Source organism: Maribacter stanieri (assembly GCF_900112245.1).
In the GTDB taxonomy this organism is placed as follows: Bacteria; Bacteroidota; Bacteroidia; order Flavobacteriales; family Flavobacteriaceae; genus Maribacter; species Maribacter stanieri.
The window spans coordinates 98,475-122,826 of the sequence record NZ_FOYX01000006.1 but is presented as its reverse complement, the minus strand read 5'-3'; the positions used below and the strand labels follow the sequence as shown (position 1 = coordinate 122,826).

Genomic DNA, 24,352 nt, shown 5'->3' with positions numbered 1-24,352 from the left:
CACCATCCAGGTTCGGGTCTTCAACCGTATCCAATATACCATCATTATCATCATCTAGATCGGCACTGTCAGGAACTCCGTCACCATCTGTATCAATTTCATTTTGACAAACAATCGGCTTCAAAAATAAAATTACAGCACTTTTAAAATGCGAAGTTGTATAGAATTCAATTTGATTAGCTACTTCTGTAGATTCCCATGTAAATCTTTCATGTTCATCAACTAAACTATTGCTACTATTATGTACAAAATAATTATTACCATTTGTTCCTGAAGTTAAGCCATCTGCAAGTATGGTATTCGTAAAATTATAAACAACACCATCTAAAGCAGTTATACCATCTGAACTATTACCACCGACCAACTCAGAGTGTTTTGCCGTGATTATAACAGGTACCGACCCTGTTATAGAAAAATTTATTCTCTTATCATTCTGAACCATGAACAATCCAGAATTAAACGTACTACCACCGGTCATACTAACAAGAATACTGCCTTCTGGCAATCCCCATTTATAACTAACATCTATATTGCTGACAATTAGGGTTCCATTATCAACACCATTCTGAACACCTAAATCTTCTGAACGAATCTCTTTGGAATCATAAACCGTACAATCAACTTCAGCATCCATTGATTTGACAGACAATACATTAAGCGCTTTGTTTTGACCACCAAATAAATTTAGGCCGCAGAAAAATACAAGAAAACAAAAAAATAAATAGTTAGAACTATTTAAAATTAATCTGTTAATTTTTATAAAAGTAATTTTACCCATAAGTGTTAGTGTTTTACTAATCACCATGGCACAAGGGTAGAGTTTTTATTGTAATATATAAGAAAGTGGGGCAGTCTTATTAAAACGATGCTAAGATATATTATAAATGAATCAACTCAAATTCTTTTTCGATTAACCATCAAATTCATAAGACAATCGGTTAAAAAACTAGGTCAATTACTTAATAATATTTAACATTTGTACTATCTACGATAATTACAAACTAAAAGACTATTCTACTTGAATAATATCTTATTAATTTCAAAATAATATTCATTCAATTGATATGAAACATTCAAAACTATTGAAAACCTAAAACTATCATTTAGCAATCTTAAATGTTAAGAATTGAAATTATCTTACTTTTGCACAAATTTTGTATATGACCTTTAAGCAAGAAATAGAACGCAGAAGAACCTTTGGAATAATTTCTCACCCAGATGCAGGTAAAACTACATTAACTGAAAAATTATTACTTTTTGGTGGTGCCATACAAGAAGCCGGAGCAGTTAAGAATAATAAAATAAAAAAAACAGCTACAAGTGATTTTATGGAGATTGAAAGACAAAGAGGTATTTCTGTTGCGACCTCAGTTCTTGCATTTATTTATAAAGATAAAAAAATAAATATATTAGATACTCCTGGTCATAAGGACTTCGCTGAAGATACTTTTAGAACTTTAACTGCTGTAGATAGCGTAATAGTCGTTATAGATGTTGCAAAAGGTGTGGAGGAACAAACTGTAAAACTAGTTGAAGTTTGCCGCATGCGTAAAATACCAATGCTGGTATTCATTAACAAATTAGATAGAGAAGGTCAAGATGCTTTTGATTTACTAGATGAATTAGAACAAAAATTAGGTCTTTCTGTAACTCCACTAAGTTTCCCTATTGGAATGGGGTACGACTTTAAAGGAATTTACAATATCTATGAAAAAAACATCAACTTATTTAGCGGTGATAGTAAAAAAAATATAGAAGAAACAATTGCCTTTGACGATGTAACCAATCCTGAATTAGATAAAATCATTGGTAACAAAGCTGCTTCCGAATTAAGAGATAATCTAGAATTAGTTTGGGGAGTTTATCCTCCATTCAACAAAGAATTATATTTAAAAGGTGATCAGCAACCTGTCTTCTTTGGTTCTGCATTAAATAATTTCGGAGTAAGAGAATTACTTGATTGCTTTATTCAAATCGCCCCGACTCCACGTTCTAAAAAAGCTGAAGAGCGATTAGTTGAAGCAAATGAAAAAGAAATGACAGGATTCGTCTTTAAAATTCATGCCAACATGGATCCTAAGCACAGAGATCGACTTGCTTTTATAAAAATTGTATCCGGTACCTTTGAAAGAAACAAACCTTATTTACATGTTAGACAAGGAAAGAATCTAAAATTTTCTAGTCCGAACGCCTTCTTTGCGGAGAAAAAAGAAATTGTAGATATTTCATATCCCGGAGACATTGTTGGTTTACATGATACAGGTAATTTCAAAATTGGAGACACGCTTACACAAGGAGAAAGCTTACATTATAAAGGTATACCAAGCTTTTCACCAGAGCATTTTAGATATATAAACAATGCTGACCCAATGAAGTCTAAGCAACTTAACAAGGGTATTGATCAACTTATGGATGAAGGTGTTGCCCAGCTATTTACTTTAGAACTTAATGGACGTAAAGTAATCGGAACTGTTGGCGCACTCCAGTTTGAAGTTATACAATATAGGCTAGAACATGAATATGGAGCTAAATGTAGTTATGAAAATTTTAATGTATACAAAGCATGTTGGGTAGGTACCGAAAATAGAAAAACAGATGAATTCAAAGAATTTGAACGCGTAAAGCAAAAATTCTTAGCAAAAGACAAAAAAGGACAATTGGTATTTTTAGCAGATTCTTCATTCTCACTTCAAATGACACAGCAAAAATATCCATCAGTAAAACTACATTTCACTTCTGAATTTGAATAAAAAAAGCCCAACTTAAAAGTTGGGTTTTTTTTATGCTTCTCCAGTTGGACCAAAATTAATTGGTATGGATGGTTGTTCATAATCCTTTATAGTACCATTAGCTTTTTCAAAACGTTGCACGTTATCGTTTAGCGCTTTTAAAAATTTCTTAGCATGTTGAGGTGTTAAAATTATTCTACTCTTCACTTTTGCTTTTGGCGCACCTGGCATCATACTTATAAAATCAACAACAAATTCAGATACTGAATGATTTATAATCGCAAGGTTAGAATATATACCCTCGGCCATTTTTTCATCCAACTCAATATTAATCTGTTTTTGATTAGGATTTTTGCTGTCACTCATATTTAAAATTTTATAAAAAAAACAACCCTCAAATAGAATTTGAGGGTTATAATAAATTTAGAATCTTAATGCCTCTTTACGAGCCATAATTTCATCATATTCTTCTTTAGATCCAACGATAATACTATCATAGTCTCTCATACCCGTACCAGCCGGAATCTTATGACCAACAATAACATTTTCTTTAAGACCTTCTAACGTATCAATCTTACCACTTACAGCAGCTTCATTTAATACTTTAGTAGTTTCTTGGAAAGATGCAGCAGAAATAAATGATTTCGTCTGTAATGATGCTCTAGTTATACCCTGAAGTATTGGAGTTGCAGTCGCTGATACAGCATCTCTTGCTTCAACCAATGCCTTATCACCACGTCTCAACAAAGAATTCTCATCCCTTAACTCACGAGGAGTTACAATTTGACCAGGTTTTAGGTTATCAGAATCACCAGCTTCCATTACTACTTTCTTACCAAATATTTCATCATTCTCTTTAATGAAATCATCTTTGTGAATCAATTGATTCTCTAGGAAGATGGTATCACCCGGATCTTGAATTCTTACTTTACGCATCATCTGTCTAACAACTACTTCGAAGTGCTTATCATTAATTTTCACACCTTGTAGTCTATAAACTTCTTGAACTTCGTTCACCAAATACTGTTGTACAGCAGACGGACCTTTAATTGCCAAAATATCTTCTGGAGTAATTGAACCATCTGATAATGGCATACCAGCTCTAACATAATCATTTTCTTGTACTAAAATCTGATTAGAAAGCTTTACAAGATATTTCTTCACCTCACCTAATTTAGACTCAATGATGATTTCTCTATTTCCTCTTTTGATTTTACCGAAAGAAACAACACCGTCAATTTCAGAAACAACAGCTGGATTAGATGGGTTTCTTGCTTCGAATAATTCTGTAACTCTAGGAAGACCACCAGTAATATCACCTGCTTTAGCAGACTTACGTGGAATCTTAACTAAAATTTTACCTTCCTTAATCTTGTCACCATCATCTACCATAATGTGTGAACCTACGGGTAAGTTGTAAGAACGCAAAGTTTCTCCTTTTGCATCTTGAATCAATAAAGTTGGAATCAACTTCTTGTTTCTAGATTCAGAAATTACTTTTTCTTGGAAACCTGTCTGTTCATCTATTTCAACTTGATAAGTTACACCTTGCTCTATATTTTCATAAGCAATCTTACCAGGGAATTCAGATACAATTACACCGTTATATGGATCCCAAGAACAAATAACATCTCCTTTAGTAACTTTAGCACCATTCTCAACAAATAACTGAGAACCGTAAGGTATGTTACTAGTACTTAAAGTTATACCTGTTTTACCATCAACAACTTTTATCTCACTTGTTCTAGAGATTACAATTTCAGCTGGTTTACCATCTGAACCTTCTCCTGTTACTGTTCTTAAATCTTCAATTTCAGCTATACCTGAGAATCTTACCTCTAACTTATTATCTTCAGAAATGTTACCTGCAATTCCACCTACGTGGAATGTTCTTAATGTAAGTTGTGTACCTGGTTCACCAATTGATTGCGCAGCAACAACACCCACAGCCTCACCTCTTTGTACCATTTTATTGGTAGAAAGGTTTCTTCCATAACATTTAGCACATATTCCTTTATCCGCCTCACATGTAAGTGCTGAACGTACTTCGATTTTTTCTATCGGAGAAGCTTCAACTCTCTTCACATCAACTTCCATGATTTGCTGACCAGCCTGAAGAACTAATTCTTCTGTCATAGGGTTATATACATCATGTAATGATACACGACCTAAAATTCTTTCCCCTAAACTTTCAACAATCTCTTCATTCTTCTTAAGCGCCTGTACTTCAACTCCTCTAAGAGTTTCACAATCCTCAGTGTTAATTATAACATCTTGAGACACATCAACCAATCTTCTTGTTAAATACCCAGCATCTGCTGTTTTCAAAGCGGTATCTGCAAGACCCTTACGAGCACCGTGTGTTGAAATAAAATATTCCAAGATAGAAAGACCTTCCTTAAAGTTAGAAAGAATTGGGTTTTCAATAATTTCACCACCACCAGCAGTAGATTTTTTAGGCTTAGCCATCAAACCACGCATACCAGTTAACTGACGAATTTGCTCTTTAGAACCCCTTGCACCAGAATCAAGCATCATATACACTGAGTTGAAACCTTGCTGATCCTCACGGATACGTTTCATAGCCAACTCTGTCAATTGAGCGTTAGTTGATGTCCAAACATCAATAACCTGATTATATCTCTCGTTATTGGTAATAAGACCCATGTTGTAGTTAGCCATAATACCATCAACTTGACCATTGGCCTCACCAATCATATCCATTTTTTCAGCAGGTATAATAATATCACCTAAACTGAATGACAATCCGCCCTTAAAGGCAAAATCATAACCCATGGTTTTAATCTTATCCAAGAAAGCAGCCGTTACTGGAACACTTGTAACTGCTAAAATATCACCAATGATATTTCTTAAGGCTTTCTTATTAAGAACTTGGTTAATATAACCTGCAGCTTCTGGCACGTGATTATTAAATAATACACGTCCAACGGTAGTAGGTATAATTTTATAAACCAACTCACCTTCTTCATTGAAATCTTTTGCTCTAACTTTTATACCTGCATTAAGATTTACCATGCCTTCATTGAAAGCAATTTCTACCTCTTCAGCCGAATAAAAAGTTAAACCTTCACCAATCACCGGAACTTCTGGTGTTGATTTACGCTCTTTGGTCATGTAATACAGACCCAAGACCATATCCTGTGATGGTACCGTAATAGGTGAGCCATTCGCAGGGTTTAATATGTTTTGAGAAGCAAGCATTAATAACTGAGCTTCTAAAATTGCCTCTGGTCCTAATGGTAAGTGAACCGCCATTTGATCCCCATCAAAATCCGCATTAAATGCAGTACATGCTAATGGGTGAAGACGAATCGCTTTACCTTCTATTAATTTAGGTTGGAATGCTTGGATACCTAAACGGTGCAAAGTAGGTGCCCTGTTCAATAATACTGGGTGACCTTTCAATACATTTTCCAAAATATCCCAAACTACAGGCTCTTTTTTATCTATAATCTTCTTAGCAGACTTTACTGTTTTTACAATACCTCTTTCAATCAGTTTTCTGATAACAAATGGTTTGTACAATTCAGCTGCCATGTCTTTTGGAAGCCCACATTCAAATAAATTCAATTCTGGTCCAACAACAATTACCGAACGTGCAGAATAATCAACACGCTTTCCAAGTAAGTTTTGACGGAAACGACCTTGCTTACCTTTCAATGAATCAGAAAGAGATTTCAAAGGTCTGTTAGATTCTGTTTTTACAGCTGACGCTTTTCTCGTGTTATCGAATAAAGAATCAACAGCTTCCTGAAGCATACGTTTTTCATTACGTAAAATAACTTCTGGAGCTTTAATCTCTACCAATCTTTTAAGACGGTTATTACGAATAATTACTCTTCTGTAAAGATCATTTAAATCAGATGTTGCAAATCGACCACCATCTAATGGTACTAATGGACGTAATTCTGGTGGTATAACCGGAATTACTTTCATTATCATCCACTCCGGCTCATTTTCTCTATTTTCTTGAGATTCTCTTAAAGCTTCAACAACTTGTAAACGCTTTAAAGCTTCCGTTTTACGTTGCTTTGAAGTTTCTGTATTTGCTTTATGTCTAAGCTCAAAAGAAAGTTCTTTAAGATTTATTCTACCTAATAAATCAATTAAACACTCCGCTCCCATTTTAGCAATAAACTTATTTGGGTCAGAATCTTCTAAATATTGATTTTCTTGTGGAATAGTATCTAAAATATTCAAATACTCTTCCTCAGTTAAGAAATCCATTTTTTGGATTTCTTCACCTTCAGGACCTTTAGCTATACCAGGTTGAATTACTACATAACGTTCATAGTAAATAATCATATCCAATTTCTTGGACGGCAAACCTAATAGGTAACCTATTTTGTTAGGTAAAGAACGGAAATACCATATATGAGCAACTGGTACTACCAAATTAATATGACCTACGCGGTCTCTACGTACTTTTTTCTCCGTTACTTCTACTCCACAACGGTCACATACGATACCACGGTAACGAATACGCTTATATTTACCACAAGCACATTCATAATCTTTTACAGGACCGAAAATACGCTCACAGAACAAACCATCACGTTCTGGTTTGTGAGTTCTATAGTTAATTGTTTCGGGCTTTAAAACTTCACCTCTAGACTCTGCCAAAATAGATTCTGGCGAAGCTAATCCTATTGAAATTTTATCGAACCTTTTTATTGGGTTATTATCTTTTATTCTAGCCATAATAGCGTGCTGATAATGTTTTAATTTGTTTTACTTAATAGTCTTCAATATAAAATATTGAACTATTCCTCAAGTCTAATATCCAAACCTAATCCCTTAAGTTCGTGCATTAAAACGTTGAAAGATTCTGGTAAACCAGGTTCTGGCATTGTTTCGCCTTTAACAATTGATTCATAGGTTTTAGCTCTTCCGATAACATCATCAGACTTAACCGTTAAAATCTCACGTAAAGTTGCAGATGCACCATATGCTTCAAGTGCCCAAACTTCCATCTCACCAAATCTTTGACCACCAAATTGAGCTTTACCACCCAAAGGTTGTTGTGTAATTAATGAATATGGTCCTATAGAACGTGCGTGCATTTTATCATCTACCATGTGACCAAGTTTCAACATATAAATCACCCCTACTGTTGCAGGTTGATCAAAACGCTGACCTGTTCCACCATCATATAAGTATGTATGTCCAAATCTTGGAATACCTGCTTCGTCAGTATAAGCATTAATTTGATCTAATGTAGCACCATCAAAAATTGGTGTTGCATACTTTCTACCAAGTTTAAGACCTGCCCAACCTAATACAGTTTCATAAATCTGTCCAATGTTCATACGCGATGGTACACCCAGTGGGTTAAGTACGATATCAACAGGAGTTCCATCTTCCAAGAACGGCATATCTTCATGACGTACTATTCTAGATACAATACCTTTATTACCGTGTCTACCTGCCATTTTATCACCAACTTTCAGCTTACGCTTCTTAGCAATATAAACTTTAGCTAATTTCATAATACCTGCAGGTAATTCATCACCTACAGAAATTGTAAACTTATCTCTTCTCAAGTTTCCTTGTAAATCGTTAAGTTTAATTTTATAGTTATGAAGTAAATCAGCAACCAATCCATTAGTATCGTTATCTGTTGTCCAGCTACCACCTACTAGGTGTGCAAAATCATCAACAGAGTTTAACATTTTCATGGTATACTTTTTACCCTTAGGTAAAACTTCTTCTCCTAAATCATTAAGCACACCTTGAGAAGTTTTACCATTTACTATTGTAAATAATTTCTCTACAAGTACATCTTTTAATTCTTGGAATTTTACTTCGTATTCCAATTCTAACTTAGAAAGCTCTTCTTTATCTTCAGAACGTTTTCTCTTATCCTTTACAGATCTTGAGAATAATTTCTTTTCAATTACAACACCTCTAAGAGAAGGTGAAGCTTTTAAAGAAGCATCTTTTACATCACCCGCTTTATCTCCAAAAATGGCACGTAATAATTTTTCTTCAGGTGTAGGATCAGACTCACCTTTTGGTGTAATCTTACCAATAAGAATATCACCAGGCTTAACCTCGGCACCAATTCTTATCATACCATTTTCATCCAAGTCTTTTGTAGCCTCTTCTGAAACGTTAGGTATGTCATGAGTAAGCTCTTCTGCACCTAATTTTGTATCTCTTACTTCTAAAGAATATTCATCAACATGAATAGACGTAAAAATATCTTCACGAACAACCTTTTCAGAAATTACAATTGCATCTTCAAAGTTATAACCCTTCCACGGCATAAATGCCACTGTTAAGTTTCTACCTAATGCTAATTCCCCTTTTTCAGTTGCATAACCTTCACAAAGAACTTGTCCTTTCTTAACTCTATCACCAACTTGTACAATTGGTTTAAGGTTAATATTTGTTCCTTGATTCGTTTTTCTGAACTTAACTAAGAAATATGTTTTACTATCCTCCTCGAAACTAATTAATCTCTCCTCATCAGTTCTATCATATTTGATAGTTACTTTTTGAGCATCTACATATTCAATAACACCATCACCTTCAGCATTTATCAATACTCTAGAATCAGAAGCCACTTGACGCTCTAAACCTGTTCCTACAATCGGTGATTGTGGTTTCAATAAAGGAACAGCCTGACGCATCATGTTAGATCCCATCAAAGCCCTGTTCGCATCATCATGTTCCAAGAATGGAATCAAAGATGCAGAAATAGATGCAATTTGATTAGGAGCTACATCCGTATACTGAATTTCTGATGGATCTACAACTGGGAAATCACCTTCTTCTCTAGCAATAACCTTTTCAGCATCAATAGTACCATCTTCTTTCATTGGAATGTTTGCTTGCGCAATTTTCATTCCTTCTTCTTCTTCAGCACTTAAATAAGTGAAATTTTTATAATCAACAACAGAATTAGTAACCTTTCTATATGGTGTTTCTAAGAACCCCATTGGATTTACTTTCGCAAACACAGATAATGAAGAAATCAAACCAATGTTTGGACCTTCTGGAGTTTCAATAGGACATAAACGACCATAGTGTGTATAGTGAACATCACGTACTTCGAAACCAGCACGCTCTCTTGATAAACCACCTGGCCCTAATGCAGACAATCTTCTTTTGTGCGTAATTTCAGCTAATGGATTCGTTTGATCCATAAACTGAGATAACTGATTTGTTCCGAAGAAAGAATTAATAACAGAAGACAATGTCTTCGCATTAATTAAATCTATAGGTGTAAATACTTCATTATCACGAACATTCATACGTTCACGAATTGTTCTTGCCATACGAGCAAGACCAACACCAAACTGAGATGATAACTGCTCCCCTACTGTTCTAACACGACGGTTAGATAAGTGGTCAATATCATCAATCTCTGCTTTAGAGTTAATTAACTCAATTAAATATTTTATTATAGTTATGATATCTTCTTTGGTTAAGACCTGCTTATCCATTCCAATATCCAACTGTAATTTCTTATTCATTCTATAACGACCAACTTCACCTAAGTTGTAACGTTGATCAGAAAAGAATAATTTATCAATAATACCACGTGCTGTTTCCTCATCTGGCGGCTCAGCATTACGTAATTGACGATAGATATGTTCAACGGCTTCTTTTTCAGAGTTCGTTGGATCCTTTTGTAATGTATTATGAATAATAGCGTAATCAGATTGCGCATTATTTTCTTTATGTAAAAGAATAGTTTTTACATCAGCATCTATAATTTCAGTAATATGATCTTTTTCAAGAATAGTATCCCTATCTAAAACAATCTCATTACGTTCTATTGATACAACTTCACCAGTATCCTCATCAACAAAATCCTCATGCCAAGTGTTCAATACTCTTGCCGCTAATTTACGACCAAGAACTTTTTTTAATCCGGCATTAGAAACTTTCACCTCTTCAGAAAGATCGAAAATTTCTAAAATATCCTTATCACGTTCAAAACCAATAGCTCTGAATAAAGTTGTAACCGGTAATTTTTTCTTTCTATCGATATAAGCATACATAACGCCATTGATATCGGTAGCAAATTCTATCCAAGAACCTTTAAAAGGAATTACCCTAGCAGAATATAATTTTGTTCCGTTTGCATGGAAAGATTGACCAAAGAAAACCCCTGGAGATCTATGCAACTGAGAAACCACAACTCTCTCTGCACCATTGATCACAAAAGTACCACTTGGAGTCATATATGGAATTGTACCTAAATACACATCCTGTACAATCGTTTCAAAATCTTCATGTTCTGGATCAGTACAATATAATTTTAAACGTGCTTTTAAAGGAACGCTATAGGTAAGACCACGTTCAATACATTCTTGTATAGAATATCTTGGTGGGTCTATAAAATAATCAAGGAATTCCAATACAAACTGATTTCTTGTATCAGTAATTGGGAAATTTTCCATGAAGGTATTATAAAGACCTTCATTACCTCTTTCATCTGATTTAGTCTCTAGTTGAAAAAAGTCTTGGAAAGATTTAATCTGAATATCTAAGAAATCCGGGTAATCCGGTGTGTTTCTTGCGGAAGCGAAGCTTATTCTTTCAGTATTATTTGTGAACATCTACGGACAGTGTTTTGATCGTGAGTACTAAATGAGTAGTATACATCTTAATATACCTAAATCTATAAAATGGCTTAGGTCTAACCGCCAAAAGCGAAAAGACCTAAACCAAAAGTAATATGGTTGTTGCTATTATTTAAGCTCAACTTCTGCTCCAGCTTCTTCCAATGATTTTTTAATACCTTCAGCTTCGTCTTTAGAAACTGCTTCTTTAACAGCTTTTGGCGCGCTATCAACGATATCTTTCGCATCTTTCAAACCTAAACCAGTTAATTCTTTTACTAATTTAACTACAGCTAATTTAGAAGCACCTGCTGCTTTCAAAATTACATCGAATTCAGTTTTCTCTTCAACTGCTTCACCAGCTTCACCACCACCAGCTGCTACTGCAACTGCTGCTGCTGCAGGCTCGATACCGTACTCATCTTTTAATATATCAGCTAACTCATTTACTTCTTTTACAGTAAGGTTAACCAATTGCTCTGCGAAATCTTTTAAATCTGCCATTTTCTATCGTTTAATAAAATTTTTAAAATATACTTAGTTAATTGTGCGTACTTATCTTTCAGATAATGTTTTTAGAATACCTGCTAGTTTACCACCACCAGATTTAAGTCCAGAAATAACATTCTTGGCTGGAGATTGTAACAATCCAATAATTTCACCAATCATTTCTTCTTTAGACTTAATGCTAACTAAAGCATCTAAATTTTCATCACCTATGTAAATTGCTTCTTCTACAAAAGCTCCTTTCAATAAAGGCTTATTAGATTTTTTTCTAAAATTCTTTATTAATTTTGCAGGAGCATTGGCAACATCCGAAAACATAAGAGAAGTATTCCCTTTCAATGTTTCTGGTAATTCGCCAAATTCTTTTTCCGAAGCTTCCATTGCTTTTGCAAGCAAAGTATTCTTAACTACAGCCAGTCTTATATTAGCTTTAAAGCAAGCTCTTCTTAAATCAGAAGTTGTACCTGCATCTAAACCTGAGATATCTGCCACATAAATAGTGGTACTATCTGCCAACTGCGTAGTCAAATCTTTTATAACCGTTGCTTTTTCTTCTCTTGTCATACTTTTAATTTTTAACTACCAGCTGTTAAACTGACTTTGGATCTAATTGCAAACTAGGACTCATAGTACTAGACATGAAAATTGATTTCATGTAAACACCTTTTGCCGCAGTTGGCTTCATCTTATTCAAAGTATCCAACAACTCCTTAGCATTATCTGCAATTTTATCTGCAGAAAAAGAAGCTTTACCTATCGCAGCATGTACGATACCTGTTTTATCAACTTTGAAATCTATTTTACCTGCCTTAACTTCAGATACAGCCTTAGCTACATCCATAGTTACAGTTCCTGTCTTTGGATTCGGCATTAAACCTCTTGGTCCCAATACTCGACCTAAAGGACCTAATTTACCCATTACACTTGGCATAGTGATGATAACATCAACATCCGTCCAACCGTTTTTAATTTTTTCCAAATACTCATCTAAACCAACATAGTCAGCACCCGCTTCTTGAGCTTCTGCTTCCTTGTCTGGTGTTACCAAAGCCAAAACTTTAACATCTTTACCAGTTCCATGAGGTAATGTTACCACACCACGAACCATTTGATTAGCTTTTCTTGGATCTACACCCAAACGAACTGCTAAATCAACAGATGCATCGAATTTTGTATTGGTTATCTCTTTTATTAAAGCTGAAGCTTCTGTAACAGAGTATAATTTATCTTTCTCTATTTTAGAATGCGCTTCCTTTTGCTTCTTAGTTAACTTTGCCATTTAATTACTTTTAAGATTTTAAAAAGGTTTCTTTCCTGCTACCTTCATACCCATAGAACGTGCAGTACCCGCTATCATACTCATAGCTGATTCTACTGTAAACGCATTAAGGTCAACCATTTTATCTTCGGCTATAGCCTTGATTTGGTCCCAAGTAACACTACCTAATTTTACTCTGTTAGGTTCGCCAGATCCTTTCTTAATCTTAGCCGCTTCCAATAGCTGAATTGCCGCCGGTGGTGTTTTTACAACGAAGTCGAAAGACTTATCTTTGTAAACGGTGATAACAACTGGTAATATCTTACCTGGTTTATCCTGTGTACGAGCATTGAACTGCTTACAGAACTCCATTATGTTAACACCAGCAGCACCTAAGGCAGGTCCAACCGGTGGCGATGGATTCGCTGCACCTCCCTTAACTTGTAGTTTAACTACTTTACCTATTTCTTTTGCCATTGTTTAAAATTAAATTGAAAGTGTGTTTACGGAAGCAACACTACTTTAATTATATGTATGTAACACTTATTATAATACTTATACTTTTTCTACTTGCATATAGCTAAGCTCTAACGGAGTTTTTCTTCCGAAAATTTTAACCATAACTTCAAGCTTACGCTTTTCTTCATTAATCTTCTCAACAGTACCATTGAAGCCATTAAAAGGACCATCAATAACTTTAACCGTTTCACCAAATACAAATGGAATTGCTACACTATCCGTATTAACAGCTAGTTCATCTACTTTACCTAGCATTCTATTCACTTCATTTTTTCTTAAAGGAACCGGGTCACCCCCTTTAGTTTCCCCTAAAAATCCTATAACATTAGTTATAGACCTAACAATGTGAACCATTTCACCACCTAAATTGGCTTTAATCATAATATAACCAGGAAAATAAACTCTTTCTTTGTTTATTTTCTTTCCATTTCTGATTTGAACAACCTTCTCGGTAGGAACAAGAACATCTTCTAAATAGTCTGAAAAACCATGACGCTCTACCTCACTCTCTATGTATCCCTTGATTTTATTCTCCTGACCACTGACAGCTCTGACAACGTACCATTTCTTTTCCAATACCTCTGACATAGTCCTTATTAGTTTAAAACGTAGTTGAAATATGATTTAATCACTTTACTAAAGACCGTATCCACACCCCATGTCGCTAAAGCGAAAAGGATAGAAAACACAGCTACAATAACCATCAAATTAGATGACTCTGCACGTGAAGGAAGAGTAACATTATTCCTTAACTCTTCAACGGATTCTTTTATATATGTGAACATTTAAATTCTATTTTACAATTTCAACAAAGTAGGATAATTAATCCAAATTCTATTATGGCACGGGAGGAGAGACTCGAACTCCCGACACCTGGTTTTGGAGACCAGTGCTCTACCAACTGAGCTACACCCGTATGAACGATGAATTTAATCACCAATTCTATTTTTTGCATGTAAAGGTGTCCCGCTTGAGCAAGACACCCTTAAACACAATACTCTTATTAGATTGAAATTAATCTATAATCTTAGTTACCTGACCAGCACCTACTGTTCTACCACCTTCACGGATAGCGAAACGAAGACCTACACTTAATGCGATTGGCTGAATCAACTCAACTGTAATAGTAAGGTTATCACCAGGCATAACCATTTCAACTCCTGAAGGAAGTGCAATGTTACCTGTTACGTCAGTTGTTCTTACATAGAACTGAGGACGATAGTTATTATGGAATGGCGTATGACGACCACCTTCTTCTTTTTTCAACACATAAACCTCAGCTTCAAATTTAGCGTGTGGCTTAACAGAACCTGGCTTACAGATTACCATTCCACGGCTAATTTGAGATTTTTCAATACCTCTCAACAAGATACCTACGTTATCACCAGCCTCACCTCTATCCAAAATCTTACGGAACATTTCAACCCCAGTAATAGTAGAGTTTAATTTTTCAGCACCCATACCAATGATCTCAACTGGATCACCTGTATTTGCAATACCAGTTTCTATACGACCAGTTGCAACAGTACCACGACCTGTAATAGTAAATACATCTTCAACAGGCATCAAGAAATCCTTCTCAACATCTCTTTTAGGTAGTTCGATCCACGCATCAACAGCATCCATCAACTCCATAACAGTATCAACCCATTTTTGCTCACCGTTCAATGCACCTAAAGCAGAACCAGCGATTACAGGACCATTATCACCATCATACTCATAGAAAGAAAGCAACTCTCTTACTTCCATTTCAACAAGCTCGATCAATTCCTCATCATCAACCATATCCACTTTATTCATGAATACAACTATTCTTGGAATACCAACCTGACGACCTAAAAGGATATGCTCACGAGTTTGTGGCATAGGACCATCTGTAGCAGCAACAACTAATATAGCACCATCCATTTGAGCAGCACCAGTAACCATGTTCTTTACGTAATCCGCGTGACCAGGACAGTCAACGTGTGCGTAGTGACGATTAGCTGTAGAATACTCTACGTGTGAAGTGTTAATTGTAATACCTCTTTCTTTTTCCTCAGGAGCGTTATCGATAGAATCGAAACTTCTCAATTCAGAAAGACCTGCATTTGCCAAAACAGTAGTAATAGCAGCAGTCAATGTAGTTTTACCGTGATCCACGTGTCCAATAGTACCTATATTTAAGTGCGGTTTGGAACGATCGAAAGTTTCCTTTGCCATGTTTAATGTATTTTATTCTTAGTTTATATTAGTGTACAAATTTATACCTTAATTGAGCCAATGACGAGAATTGAACTCGTGACCTCTTCCTTACCAAGGAAACGCTCTACCCCTGAGCTACACCGGCGTAAAGTGTTGAATCTACCCAAGGATAGATTCCTGCCTTCGCAGGAATGACATTTCTGTCAAATTTATAGAGCGGGAGACCGGGTTCGAACCGGCGACATTCAGCTTGGAAGGCTGACGCTCTACCAACTGAGCTACTCCCGCTTATAATATTACAATATTTCAATAAAATTCTTTTCTAAATAGTTTTGTGGGGAGAGCAGGATTCGAACCTGCGAAGACGTAGTCAGCAGATTTACAGTCTGCCCTCGTTGGCCGCTTGAGTATCTCCCCTCAAACTAATATTTTAAAGAACTTAAGAGCCGATGGAGGGACTCGAACCCACGACCTGCTGATTACAAATCAGCTGCTCTAGCCAGCTGAGCTACATCGGCTTATTTCACGACTTTTCTGTCATAAAAAAGCCCGCTATTTCTAACGGACTGCAAATGTATAGTATTTTTTGTTTATTCAAAACAAATTTTTAAAAATTTTTAATCAAGCTTGTAATCTTAATTTCTCTTTTTGCTTTATTAGCCTACGTTCCAGCGAACTACAGGCTGAATCCACAGCCTCTTCAAATGATTTACATTGTTTTTTAACAACAAATTTATCTTTAGGTATCGTAATTTTTATTTCAACTATCTTATTTTCTTTTGCACTTGTATTCTCAACCTTCATATAAACATCAGAGCTAATTACCTTAGAATAAAAGGTTTCCACCTTATCAAGTCTATTCTGAAGAAAATTAATCAATTTACTATTCGCATTAAAATTCACCGATTGTGTATTTACCTTCATAGTCAGAAAATTTATGGCTTATTTACTTAGCCAGATTATACAATTATTATTTTCCTCCTCTTGGATGAGCCTTTGCATGAACCTTTTTTAACTCCGCTATACTATTATGCGTATATACTTGCGTAGAAGCTAAACTAGAATGACCAAGCAACTCTTTGACCGCATTTAAATCTGCACCCTTATTTAGAAGATGCGTGGCAAAGGTGTGCCTTAAAATATGAGGACTCGTCTTTACCTTTGAGGAAACCTCTCTAAAGTACTTTTTTATTAATCTATAAACAAGTGTTTCATATAATTTATTCCCAGACTTTGTTAAGAATAAATTTTTTTCATCTATTATTTCAGGTAGCCCTTCTCTAAAGCGGAGATATCTATTAAATTTTTCTTTAGTTTCAGCCAACATAGGTATAACCCTCTCCTTGTTTCTCTTTCCCAATACTTTTAAAGTCATGTTCTCAAAATCCACATCTAAAAGTTTTAACTCAATCAACTCTGCCCTTCTTATACCCGTAACATACAACACATGAATTAGCAACTCATCTCTAACACCCTCAAAATCACTTGCATATTCAATTTTAGACAATACATTTTCCATTTCTAATTCTGAAAATGGTATTTCAATTTTTTTTGCGGTTTTTAACGCTTTATGTTTTACCAATGGATTAATTTGGGACACACCTATTTTCTGTAGGAATTTAAAATAAGCTTTTAAAGAAGATATTTTTCTATTAATAGAACGATTATTTATTTGTCTTTCAGACAAATCTACCACCCATAACCTCACAACACTGTACTCTACACTATCAATACTTTCAATATCATAATTAGATTTACAAAATCCGCTAAACTCTAAAACATCATTTTCATACGCTTTTATTGTGTGCGCAGAATAATTTTTCTCTAAAGCTAGATATGATATAAATTCAGTTAAAAACATACACTAAGATATTAAAGTTTAAAACTAGTTGAAATTTGAGCAAAAAAAATCCCGCAAATAGCGGGATTTTAAATTTATCAAAACAAAGTTTAGATTTCTTCTTGATCTCTAAGACCTTGAATATATTCTGCTTTTTGTATCTGTGCTCTACGAACAACCGACGGCTTATTAAACTGTTGACGCTTACGTAACTGTCTCATTGTACCTGTCTTATCGAACTTACGTTTGAAACGCTTTAAAGCTCTATCGATGTTTTCTCCTTCTTTTACTGGTATTATTAACATGGGCTAAACCTCCTCTCTTTTGTGATTAAGGCTGCAAATATACTAACTATATTTAAATAGGCAACCTATAATGTGTTTTTAAAACTTTTTATATTCCAAACTATACTGTAGCCGGCTTATATTCTTTCTTATCAATAATAATTTTAGAAATTATTTCTCTTAATATTTCTGACGTTCCTCCACCAATAGGCCCCAATCTACTATCTCTAAAGTTACGTGCCATAGGATAATCTTCTATATACCCGTAGCCCCCTAAAAATTGTAAACACTCATAAGCAACCTCGTCTGCAACCTTTGTTGATTTTAATTTAGAGATCGTAGCTTCTTTAACCACGTACTGCCCCTTATCTAAACGATAAGCAACAGAATAGTTATACTCTTTACACATATCTATATCTGCATGAAGATCAACAATTCTATGCCTCAAAGCCTGAAACTGGTTGATTGACTTCCCAAAAGCTTCTCTTTCTGACATGTAATTTAAAGCATAATCTAAAATATGCTCTGATCGTGCATGAGCATTAACTCCCATTATCAATCTTTCCAATGAAAAGTGCTCCATTATATATGAAAAGCCCATGTTTTCTTCACCCATTAAATTTTCCACAGGTATTTTTACATTATCAAATGCCAATTCTGCGGTATCTGAAGCTCTCCAACCTAATTTATTTAATTTACTAGCCGTGACGCCTTCACTCTTTCTATCAACAGCAAAAATGCTAATACCCTTATTACCTAGCTCAGGTTTAGTTTTTGCCGCTACGATCATATAATCAGCATATACTCCATTTGTAATAAAGGTCTTCGAACCATTCAAAATATAATGGTCACCTTGCTTACCTGCAGTTGTTCTCATTGCGGCCACATCACTTCCACCAAAAGGTTCTGATATACAAAGACAACCAATTTTATCGCCATCAACACTAGGTCTCAAATACTTTTCTTTTAGAAATGAATCTGCTTCCTTATTTAAATGCGTCATAGCCAAATAGGCATGTGCCCAAATTGCAGCTGCAAATCCGCCAGAATTAACTTTTTGTAATTCTTCTAGTAGAATAATCGTATAAAAAAGATCAAGACCAAGACCACCATCTTCTTCTGGAGTTAACAAACCGAAATAACCCATATCTCCAAATTTCTTCCATATGAATCTTTCAATTGTTCCAGTTTCCTCCCATTTATCTATATGAGGAACAACTTCTTTTTGTAAAAAATCCTTTAGGCTGGCCCTAAATAATTGATGTTCTTCAGTGAAGTACATACTTTGCATAGCGTTTTTTTTATAATGACAAATATAAAGTAATTCTATTAATACGTTCTGCCGGAAAATCCTCTACTTTTAATAATTCGTTCAAAGAATTGATACTTCCGTTGAGATTACGATAATTTACTATGCTCTCAGCTACGTGTTTTTGAAGATATATCAATTTAGACAATTCTGCAGCAGTTGCTGTATTTACATTAATTTTTATAATTTCTGGTTTAGAAATCACTTTAAATTTCCTCAAAGTCTTATTTACAACTTCTTTTTCAAGACCATAGACATCAAATAATTGATCATCTATTACAAAGCCCCCTAACCTATCTCGAAATTTTATAATTCTAGCAGATAATTTCTCTCCAATTCCATTAATCTCTTGTAATTCTTCTGCCGTAGTTGTATTTAAATCTTTGTAGACGATTTTACTGTACTCAGGTTTAACTACATATGTGTTTGTTTTTTTAGATGAATTTTTCTCTTTGTTTTGAGTCCAAGCCGGAAACTTAAAATTTGGAGAAATCGCATTTAATAACGAATCTGAAACATTAGTTACATTTTGAAATTCTTTAGCAGAATTCACATATTTATTTTCATCTCTAAAGCTATGCAACCTATCTATCTCATCTACTGACATCCCTAGAGTATAGCCTTTATAATCTGTAATGAAATTAGGGTTGAACGGATAGAAAGCTACCGTATCTTTTGTAGCAGCAATGTTCTTTAATGAATCAATTTTGATTTGCTCATCACTATCAACCACTAAAGGATATGGCTGACTAACAACATTAGATTCATATAAATAATACCCTAACTGAATAATTATGATAAAAAATAATAAAAAGAAAATCCCACTTCGTTCTTGCTTATTGAACTTGAAGTGGGATTTAAAATTTATCAAAATCTAAAGTTATTAGTATACCTCTTTAATAGCATTTAAGTATCTAACCAAACTTTTCTTCACTTTAGGAAAAAGAATTAGAAGACCTATCATGTTTGGAAATACCAATGCTAAAATCATCGCATCTGAAAATTTAATAACAGCATCTAACGTAGCTGCCGCACCAATTACAACAAACATTAAAAACAATACTTTGTAAGCGATATCTGCAGTTTTACCTCTACCAAATAAATATTTCCAAGATTGAAGTCCGTAATAAGACCAAGAAATCATTGTAGAAAAAGCAAACAATATAATTGCAATTGTTAATACATATCTAAAACCAGGTATTACAGAATCATATGCCATAGAAGTTAAATCTACACCACCAATATAAGCACCAGTTTCATTTAACATTACGGTACTACCAACACCATTACCATACTCAAAAGCGCCTGCATCCATATTAAAGAATATAATAACCAAGGCTGTCATAGTACAAATAACAACAGTATCAATAAAAGGCTCAAGTAATGCTACGATACCTTCACTTGCAGGGTATCTTGTTTTTACTGCCGAGTGCGCAATTGCAGCAGATCCAGCACCAGCCTCATTAGAGAATGCAGCTCTTTGGAAACCAACAATTATAACACCAATAACACCACCAAGAGCAGCATCTGGTGAAAATGCACCAGAAAAAATCATACCGAAGGCATCACCTATATATTTAATATTAGCAAAAATGATAACTAAAGAAGCTAAAACATAAATACCCGCCATAAACGGAACTATCTTTTCTGTAACACTTGCAATTTTTTTAATTCCACCAATAATAACAATCCCTACTAGAATCGCAAGAATAACACCTATTATAACTCCAGTAGCACCGCCTTCTAAATTGAACATAGAAGTTAACTGAACAGCAGCTTGGTTAGATTGAAATGCATTACCACCACCGAATGATGCCCCTACGCAAAGAACAGCAAAAACACCTGCAAGAATTTTTCCTAAAATTTTAAAATTACTCTCACTTAGACCTCTTGACAGGTAATACATTGGTCCACCGTATACTGTTCCATCAGGACCTACATCTCTATATTTTACACCTAACGTACATTCAACAAACTTTGTTGACATACCAATTAATCCACATACAATCATCCAAAAGGTTGCCCCAGGACCACCTAATGCAATAGCTACTGCAACACCTGCTATATTACCTAAACCAACTGTACCTGAAACGGCTGTAGCCAAAGCTTGGAAGTGACTTACTTCTCCTTCTTCACTCTCATCTCTAATTGTATCAGGAATATCTCCATCATCGGTCATGTGTAACTGAACTTTTTCAAGTCCGTACTTTTCAATTTCCTCATATTTACCCCTAACTACATTAATAGCCAAAGGAAATTTAGTAATACCAGGGAATTTGAAATAAATGGTAAAGAAAGTTGCTCCTGCTATCAACAATATTAAAACTATTGGAATGTTGTAACCAGCTATTGGAACGGATGTCAAAACAGTTGCTTCCCACCAAGTTGCAAAGGGCATAAAAGCATCATTTACTATTTCATCCAAACCTTTTTCTTGAGCAATGGTTAAAAACGGTATTAACAGTGTTAATAGAGTTAGAAGTTTATACTTCATAAGTTTAAATTTTTTTTGAATTAGTTAGTTAATCTAGCAATATCCTAAAAATAATGGATGCAATCAAATATATATGACAGAAAGATGATTATTCTATATTGAACATTTCATTTAATTTCTTTATTTGTTCTGGTCTACCCAAAACTATAACCTTACTTTTTGGCTGTAGTTTCATATCTGCTTCGGGGTTTATGGTATAATCACCATCTGGAGAGATATACCCTATTATGGTACAACCTGTTTTTCTTCGTAAATCTAAATCTCTCAACGAATTACAATCAATTTGATTTGCAAAATCCTCTATAGCTACCTCTTCCAAGTTTGTGGTATTCTCACCTTCCATCGAGAGCTTATCCATAAAAGTAATCAGGTCTGGCATCACCACTAATGAAGCCATATGATCACCTCCAATTTTATCTGGCATAATAACTTTATTGGCACCGGCTAAAAACAACTTTTTTTGAGAGTTAACCAAAGATGCCCTACTTATTATAAATAGATTTTTTTTCATTTGCCTAGCAGATAAAACCACAAACAAGTTTGCTGCATCATCTGGCAAAGTAGCAATAAGGTATTGTGCTCTTTCAATACCTGCTTCTACCAATACATCATCGTCGTTAGCATCGCCTTCAACAAACAAAATATCTTCACTAAATCTCTCTATTACTTCTTTTTCTTTTTCAATAACTACAAATGGGCGCTTGTATGCTTTCAATTTTTCTGCTGCCTGCATACCATTACGTCCAAAGCCACAAACAACAACATGTTGATTTAAATTTTCAATTGCATTCTTCATCTTCTTCTTTTTTAGCAGTTCTACTGAATTTCTGGAGAGTAGGTATTCCGTAACTATAGATATGGCAAAACCAACTATAAATACGCTAGTAACTATAAGGATAATTGTAAATATTTTCCCTTCGGGACCCATTGGTCTTACTTCAGAAAAGCCAACAGTGGTGACCGTAATAATGGTCATATAAAGAGCATCAACCCACGAATAATCTGCAACAAATCGATACCCAAGCACACCAAAAGCTAAAACCATTAGCATTAACGTCAATGCTAAATAAATTTTAGATTTAAATAATTGTATCATACTTTATAAATCAAAAACAGAATTCCGTTTTGTATAAATTAAATCTTTTATTCTAAGCCAGAATGCTAAAAATAGATATAATGCAAATCCAAAACCAACAGTAACAAAAGTGAGGTAAATAAAAGAGGTTCTAACCACCCTAGCCCTTATACCCAAACGTTCGGCAATTCTACCACAAACCTCAAACCCTCTTTTCTGAAAATAGAGTAATAATTTATAGAATACATTCATTTGGTATAAAATTAGACTTTTATATTCATTAAAGATGCCCCAATAGCACAATCTAAACATTTGTCTTTACTACAGTAATTATTATACAATTGTAAATATGTTTGAGAATCTTTAGCGCTTTTAACTGTCACGCCTAATTTTCCAAATTTAGATATTAAATTATTTTCCTCCTTTTTAATATCTGTCATTAATTTTAACAATGCATCATTATCTACACTGCCCTTATAACGTTGAAAGGCAAATTTTAAAGGTATTATGGTATTAATCATAAGTAAATCTAAAAAAGAATCAGTAACTCTCTTTTTACTTTTTTTAGAAGTTTTACCAAAATTGAAATGGTCTTCCCAATACTCGCTTATTTCTGCATTTAATACCCCAGAAACATTAGGCTCATCTTTCTCTATTAATAAATGAAACAAATTATTATTCTTAACATAAAAGGCACTTAGTTGCGCAATACGAATGGTAGGAAAATTTGAAGGTCTTAGTCTAAAAAATTCTGGAGACTTAAAAACCGAGTTTAAATTATACTTATGCTTCAAATATGCATACTCTTTTTTTAAATCATTAAAATACTTGTCACCTTCATCTGCGCCATTTAACAAATTGGCTTGCCCAAAAAGCAAACTTTCCATTTCTAGTGGTTTGTTATATAACTTTCTAATGATTGAAAAATTAATAGATTTTCCTATTTCCATGAAAGTTTCTCCATTAATTTTAGAGCCAAAGGTTTTCAATAGCATTAGAAACAAAACATGTTCCCAGTTATTATTTGTTTCTTCGAGCAACTTATTTATTATGACGTTCTTTTGTTCTAACCGTTCTACAAACAACCGATCCATCCAATTATCCTTAATAAATTCATCTACTTTAATAAACTCATTTTCACAATTAATGAATTTATAGTTTCTGGCGTCAAAGAGATTTTGATAGGTATCTAAAATTTTTAATGGAATATATTCTTTTAAAGCTAATGTAGGTATTTGACTACCATCTCTTCTGAAGACCGATAAATCATCTTCCCAGACAACATGCAGTATTACATTATCATAATTTGAATCTTCTTGATGATTATGAGCATACCAGTCAGAAGATTTTATATGAATCTCAACATTTCCAGCCCATAATTGTTGATTCAATTCTAATTGAGCATTAAAAAAATCCGGTCCACTTAAATGATTATGTATTCCTGTAGATACCACGTTAATAGCTTCGCCAGATGTGGTCACAAGCCCATTAATGGGGTATTTTTTAAACTTCCAGATAAAATGAAGCAAGTCTTCCTTCATTTTATAAAAATAAAA

20 protein-coding genes, 5 tRNA genes and 1 pseudogene are annotated in these 24,352 nt (G+C 34.3%); 1 reads left to right on the top strand and 25 read right to left on the bottom strand.

Features of this window, described 5'->3' with window-relative positions:
• A pseudogene (locus tag BM296_RS19210) lies at positions 1 to 634 on the bottom strand (hypothetical protein); the annotation flags it as partial.
• Between the two features lie 526 nt (positions 635 to 1,160).
• Between BM296_RS19210 and BM296_RS19205 the strand changes: the two are divergent.
• Entirely contained in the window at positions 1,161 to 2,750 is a 1,590-nt protein-coding gene (locus BM296_RS19205) for a peptide chain release factor 3 (protein WP_027067847.1), read from the top strand.
• A gap of 30 nt (positions 2,751 to 2,780) precedes the next feature.
• On the opposite strand, the gene BM296_RS19200 is transcribed toward BM296_RS19205, so the two are convergent.
• The 24 genes from BM296_RS19200 to BM296_RS19085 all read right to left on the bottom strand — a co-directional run bounded on the left by BM296_RS19200 (position 2,781) and on the right by BM296_RS19085 (position 24,337).
• Positions 2,781 to 3,095: a DUF3467 domain-containing protein gene (locus BM296_RS19200; protein WP_027067848.1), complete on the bottom strand. Its 315-nt coding sequence runs from the start codon at positions 3,093 to 3,095 to the stop codon at positions 2,781 to 2,783.
• A 57-nt stretch (positions 3,096 to 3,152) separates the two neighbouring features.
• Positions 3,153 to 7,451, bottom strand: coding sequence for a DNA-directed RNA polymerase subunit beta' (gene rpoC, locus BM296_RS19195; protein WP_027067849.1), 4,299 nt, complete (start codon positions 7,449 to 7,451; stop codon positions 3,153 to 3,155).
• A 62-nt stretch (positions 7,452 to 7,513) separates the two neighbouring features.
• A complete protein-coding gene (gene rpoB / locus BM296_RS19190) occupies positions 7,514 to 11,323 on the bottom strand; it encodes a DNA-directed RNA polymerase subunit beta (protein WP_027067850.1) in 3,810 nt (1,269 codons plus the stop codon).
• A gap of 132 nt (positions 11,324 to 11,455) precedes the next feature.
• A complete protein-coding gene (gene rplL, locus BM296_RS19185) occupies positions 11,456 to 11,830 on the bottom strand; it encodes a 50S ribosomal protein L7/L12 (RefSeq protein WP_027067851.1) in 375 nt (124 codons plus the stop codon).
• A 51-nt stretch (positions 11,831 to 11,881) separates the two neighbouring features.
• Positions 11,882 to 12,397: a 50S ribosomal protein L10 gene (gene rplJ / locus BM296_RS19180; protein ID WP_027067852.1), complete on the bottom strand. Its 516-nt coding sequence runs from the start codon at positions 12,395 to 12,397 to the stop codon at positions 11,882 to 11,884.
• A 25-nt stretch (positions 12,398 to 12,422) separates the two neighbouring features.
• Positions 12,423 to 13,112, bottom strand: coding sequence for a 50S ribosomal protein L1 (gene rplA / locus BM296_RS19175; RefSeq protein WP_027067853.1), 690 nt, complete (start codon positions 13,110 to 13,112; stop codon positions 12,423 to 12,425).
• A gap of 18 nt (positions 13,113 to 13,130) precedes the next feature.
• On the bottom strand, positions 13,131 to 13,568 hold the full coding sequence (gene rplK / locus BM296_RS19170; protein WP_027067854.1) for a 50S ribosomal protein L11: 438 nt from the start codon (positions 13,566 to 13,568) through the stop codon (positions 13,131 to 13,133).
• Between the two features lie 78 nt (positions 13,569 to 13,646).
• Entirely contained in the window at positions 13,647 to 14,198 is a 552-nt protein-coding gene (nusG, locus tag BM296_RS19165) for a transcription termination/antitermination protein NusG (RefSeq protein WP_027067855.1), read from the bottom strand.
• An 8-nt stretch (positions 14,199 to 14,206) separates the two neighbouring features.
• A complete protein-coding gene (secE, locus tag BM296_RS19160; protein ID WP_081819476.1) occupies positions 14,207 to 14,395 on the bottom strand; it encodes a preprotein translocase subunit SecE in 189 nt (62 codons plus the stop codon).
• Between the two features lie 55 nt (positions 14,396 to 14,450).
• Positions 14,451 to 14,526 (bottom strand) — tRNA-Trp (locus BM296_RS19155).
• A gap of 98 nt (positions 14,527 to 14,624) precedes the next feature.
• A complete protein-coding gene (gene tuf / locus BM296_RS19150; protein WP_027067856.1) occupies positions 14,625 to 15,812 on the bottom strand; it encodes an elongation factor Tu in 1,188 nt (395 codons plus the stop codon).
• Between the two features lie 55 nt (positions 15,813 to 15,867).
• Positions 15,868 to 15,939, bottom strand: a tRNA-Thr gene (locus BM296_RS19145).
• A 70-nt stretch (positions 15,940 to 16,009) separates the two neighbouring features.
• Positions 16,010 to 16,082, bottom strand: a tRNA-Gly gene (locus tag BM296_RS19140).
• Positions 16,083 to 16,129: 47 nt separating this feature from the next.
• Positions 16,130 to 16,211 (bottom strand) — tRNA-Tyr (locus BM296_RS19135).
• A 27-nt stretch (positions 16,212 to 16,238) separates the two neighbouring features.
• Positions 16,239 to 16,312 (bottom strand) — tRNA-Thr (locus BM296_RS19130).
• 103 nt (positions 16,313 to 16,415) lie between these two features.
• Positions 16,416 to 16,718 carry a ribosome hibernation-promoting factor, HPF/YfiA family gene (hpf, locus tag BM296_RS19125; RefSeq protein ID WP_027067857.1) on the bottom strand — a complete coding sequence of 101 codons (303 nt, stop codon included), beginning with the start codon at positions 16,716 to 16,718 and terminating at the stop codon, positions 16,416 to 16,418.
• A 46-nt stretch (positions 16,719 to 16,764) separates the two neighbouring features.
• Entirely contained in the window at positions 16,765 to 17,655 is an 891-nt protein-coding gene (locus BM296_RS19120; RefSeq protein ID WP_091905779.1) for a tyrosine-type recombinase/integrase, read from the bottom strand.
• 89 nt (positions 17,656 to 17,744) lie between these two features.
• Positions 17,745 to 17,939, bottom strand: coding sequence for a 30S ribosomal protein S21 (gene rpsU, locus BM296_RS19115; protein WP_027067859.1), 195 nt, complete (start codon positions 17,937 to 17,939; stop codon positions 17,745 to 17,747).
• 100 nt (positions 17,940 to 18,039) lie between these two features.
• On the bottom strand, positions 18,040 to 19,209 hold the full coding sequence (locus tag BM296_RS19110) for an acyl-CoA dehydrogenase family protein (protein ID WP_091905777.1): 1,170 nt from the start codon (positions 19,207 to 19,209) through the stop codon (positions 18,040 to 18,042).
• 10 nt (positions 19,210 to 19,219) lie between these two features.
• Positions 19,220 to 20,098, bottom strand: coding sequence for a ComEA family DNA-binding protein (locus tag BM296_RS19105; RefSeq protein ID WP_091905774.1), 879 nt, complete (start codon positions 20,096 to 20,098; stop codon positions 19,220 to 19,222).
• Positions 20,099 to 20,110: 12 nt separating this feature from the next.
• Positions 20,111 to 21,721, bottom strand: coding sequence for an alanine/glycine:cation symporter family protein (locus BM296_RS19100; RefSeq protein ID WP_027067862.1), 1,611 nt, complete (start codon positions 21,719 to 21,721; stop codon positions 20,111 to 20,113).
• Between the two features lie 88 nt (positions 21,722 to 21,809).
• Positions 21,810 to 22,817, bottom strand: coding sequence for a potassium channel family protein (locus tag BM296_RS19095; RefSeq protein WP_091905771.1), 1,008 nt, complete (start codon positions 22,815 to 22,817; stop codon positions 21,810 to 21,812).
• Positions 22,818 to 22,820: 3 nt separating this feature from the next.
• Positions 22,821 to 23,048 (bottom strand): PspC domain-containing protein, encoded by a 228-nt coding sequence (locus BM296_RS19090; RefSeq protein ID WP_027067864.1) that lies wholly within the window; start codon positions 23,046 to 23,048, stop codon positions 22,821 to 22,823.
• 11 nt (positions 23,049 to 23,059) lie between these two features.
• Positions 23,060 to 24,337: a DUF2851 family protein gene (locus BM296_RS19085; protein ID WP_091905768.1), complete on the bottom strand. Its 1,278-nt coding sequence runs from the start codon at positions 24,335 to 24,337 to the stop codon at positions 23,060 to 23,062.
• Between the last annotated feature and the right edge of the window lie 15 nt (positions 24,338 to 24,352).

What these genes read in the sequence shown, in the direction of transcription:
- BM296_RS19090 (WP_027067864.1), bottom strand. Translation starts at nt 23,048, where the DNA reads ATGAATGTATTCTATAAATTATTACTCTATTTTCAGAAAAGAGGGTTT.
- rpoC (WP_027067849.1), bottom strand. Translation starts at nt 7,451, where the DNA reads ATGGCTAGAATAAAAGATAATAACCCAATAAAAAGGTTCGATAAAATT.
- BM296_RS19200 (WP_027067848.1), bottom strand. Translation starts at nt 3,095, where the DNA reads ATGAGTGACAGCAAAAATCCTAATCAAAAACAGATTAATATTGAGTTG.
- secE (WP_081819476.1), bottom strand. Translation starts at nt 14,395, where the DNA reads ATGTTCACATATATAAAAGAATCCGTTGAAGAGTTAAGGAATAATGTT.
- BM296_RS19110 (WP_091905777.1), bottom strand. Translation starts at nt 19,209, where the DNA reads ATGCAAAGTATGTACTTCACTGAAGAACATCAATTATTTAGGGCCAGC.
- tuf (WP_027067856.1), bottom strand. Translation starts at nt 15,812, where the DNA reads ATGGCAAAGGAAACTTTCGATCGTTCCAAACCGCACTTAAATATAGGT.
- BM296_RS19120 (WP_091905779.1), bottom strand. Translation starts at nt 17,655, where the DNA reads ATGTTTTTAACTGAATTTATATCATATCTAGCTTTAGAGAAAAATTAT.
- rplK (WP_027067854.1), bottom strand. Translation starts at nt 13,568, where the DNA reads ATGGCAAAAGAAATAGGTAAAGTAGTTAAACTACAAGTTAAGGGAGGT.
- rplA (WP_027067853.1), bottom strand. Translation starts at nt 13,112, where the DNA reads ATGGCAAAGTTAACTAAGAAGCAAAAGGAAGCGCATTCTAAAATAGAG.
- nusG (WP_027067855.1), bottom strand. Translation starts at nt 14,198, where the DNA reads ATGTCAGAGGTATTGGAAAAGAAATGGTACGTTGTCAGAGCTGTCAGT.
- hpf (WP_027067857.1), bottom strand. Translation starts at nt 16,718, where the DNA reads ATGAAGGTAAATACACAATCGGTGAATTTTAATGCGAATAGTAAATTG.
- BM296_RS19095 (WP_091905771.1), bottom strand. Translation starts at nt 22,817, where the DNA reads ATGATACAATTATTTAAATCTAAAATTTATTTAGCATTGACGTTAATG.
- rpoB (WP_027067850.1), bottom strand. Translation starts at nt 11,323, where the DNA reads ATGTTCACAAATAATACTGAAAGAATAAGCTTCGCTTCCGCAAGAAAC.
- rplJ (WP_027067852.1), bottom strand. Translation starts at nt 12,397, where the DNA reads ATGACAAGAGAAGAAAAAGCAACGGTTATAAAAGATTTGACTACGCAG.
- BM296_RS19085 (WP_091905768.1), bottom strand. Translation starts at nt 24,337, where the DNA reads ATGAAGGAAGACTTGCTTCATTTTATCTGGAAGTTTAAAAAATACCCC.
- BM296_RS19100 (WP_027067862.1), bottom strand. Translation starts at nt 21,721, where the DNA reads ATGAAGTATAAACTTCTAACTCTATTAACACTGTTAATACCGTTTTTA.
- rplL (WP_027067851.1), bottom strand. Translation starts at nt 11,830, where the DNA reads ATGGCAGATTTAAAAGATTTCGCAGAGCAATTGGTTAACCTTACTGTA.
- rpsU (WP_027067859.1), bottom strand. Translation starts at nt 17,939, where the DNA reads ATGTTAATAATACCAGTAAAAGAAGGAGAAAACATCGATAGAGCTTTA.
- BM296_RS19205 (WP_027067847.1), top strand. Translation starts at nt 1,161, where the DNA reads ATGACCTTTAAGCAAGAAATAGAACGCAGAAGAACCTTTGGAATAATT.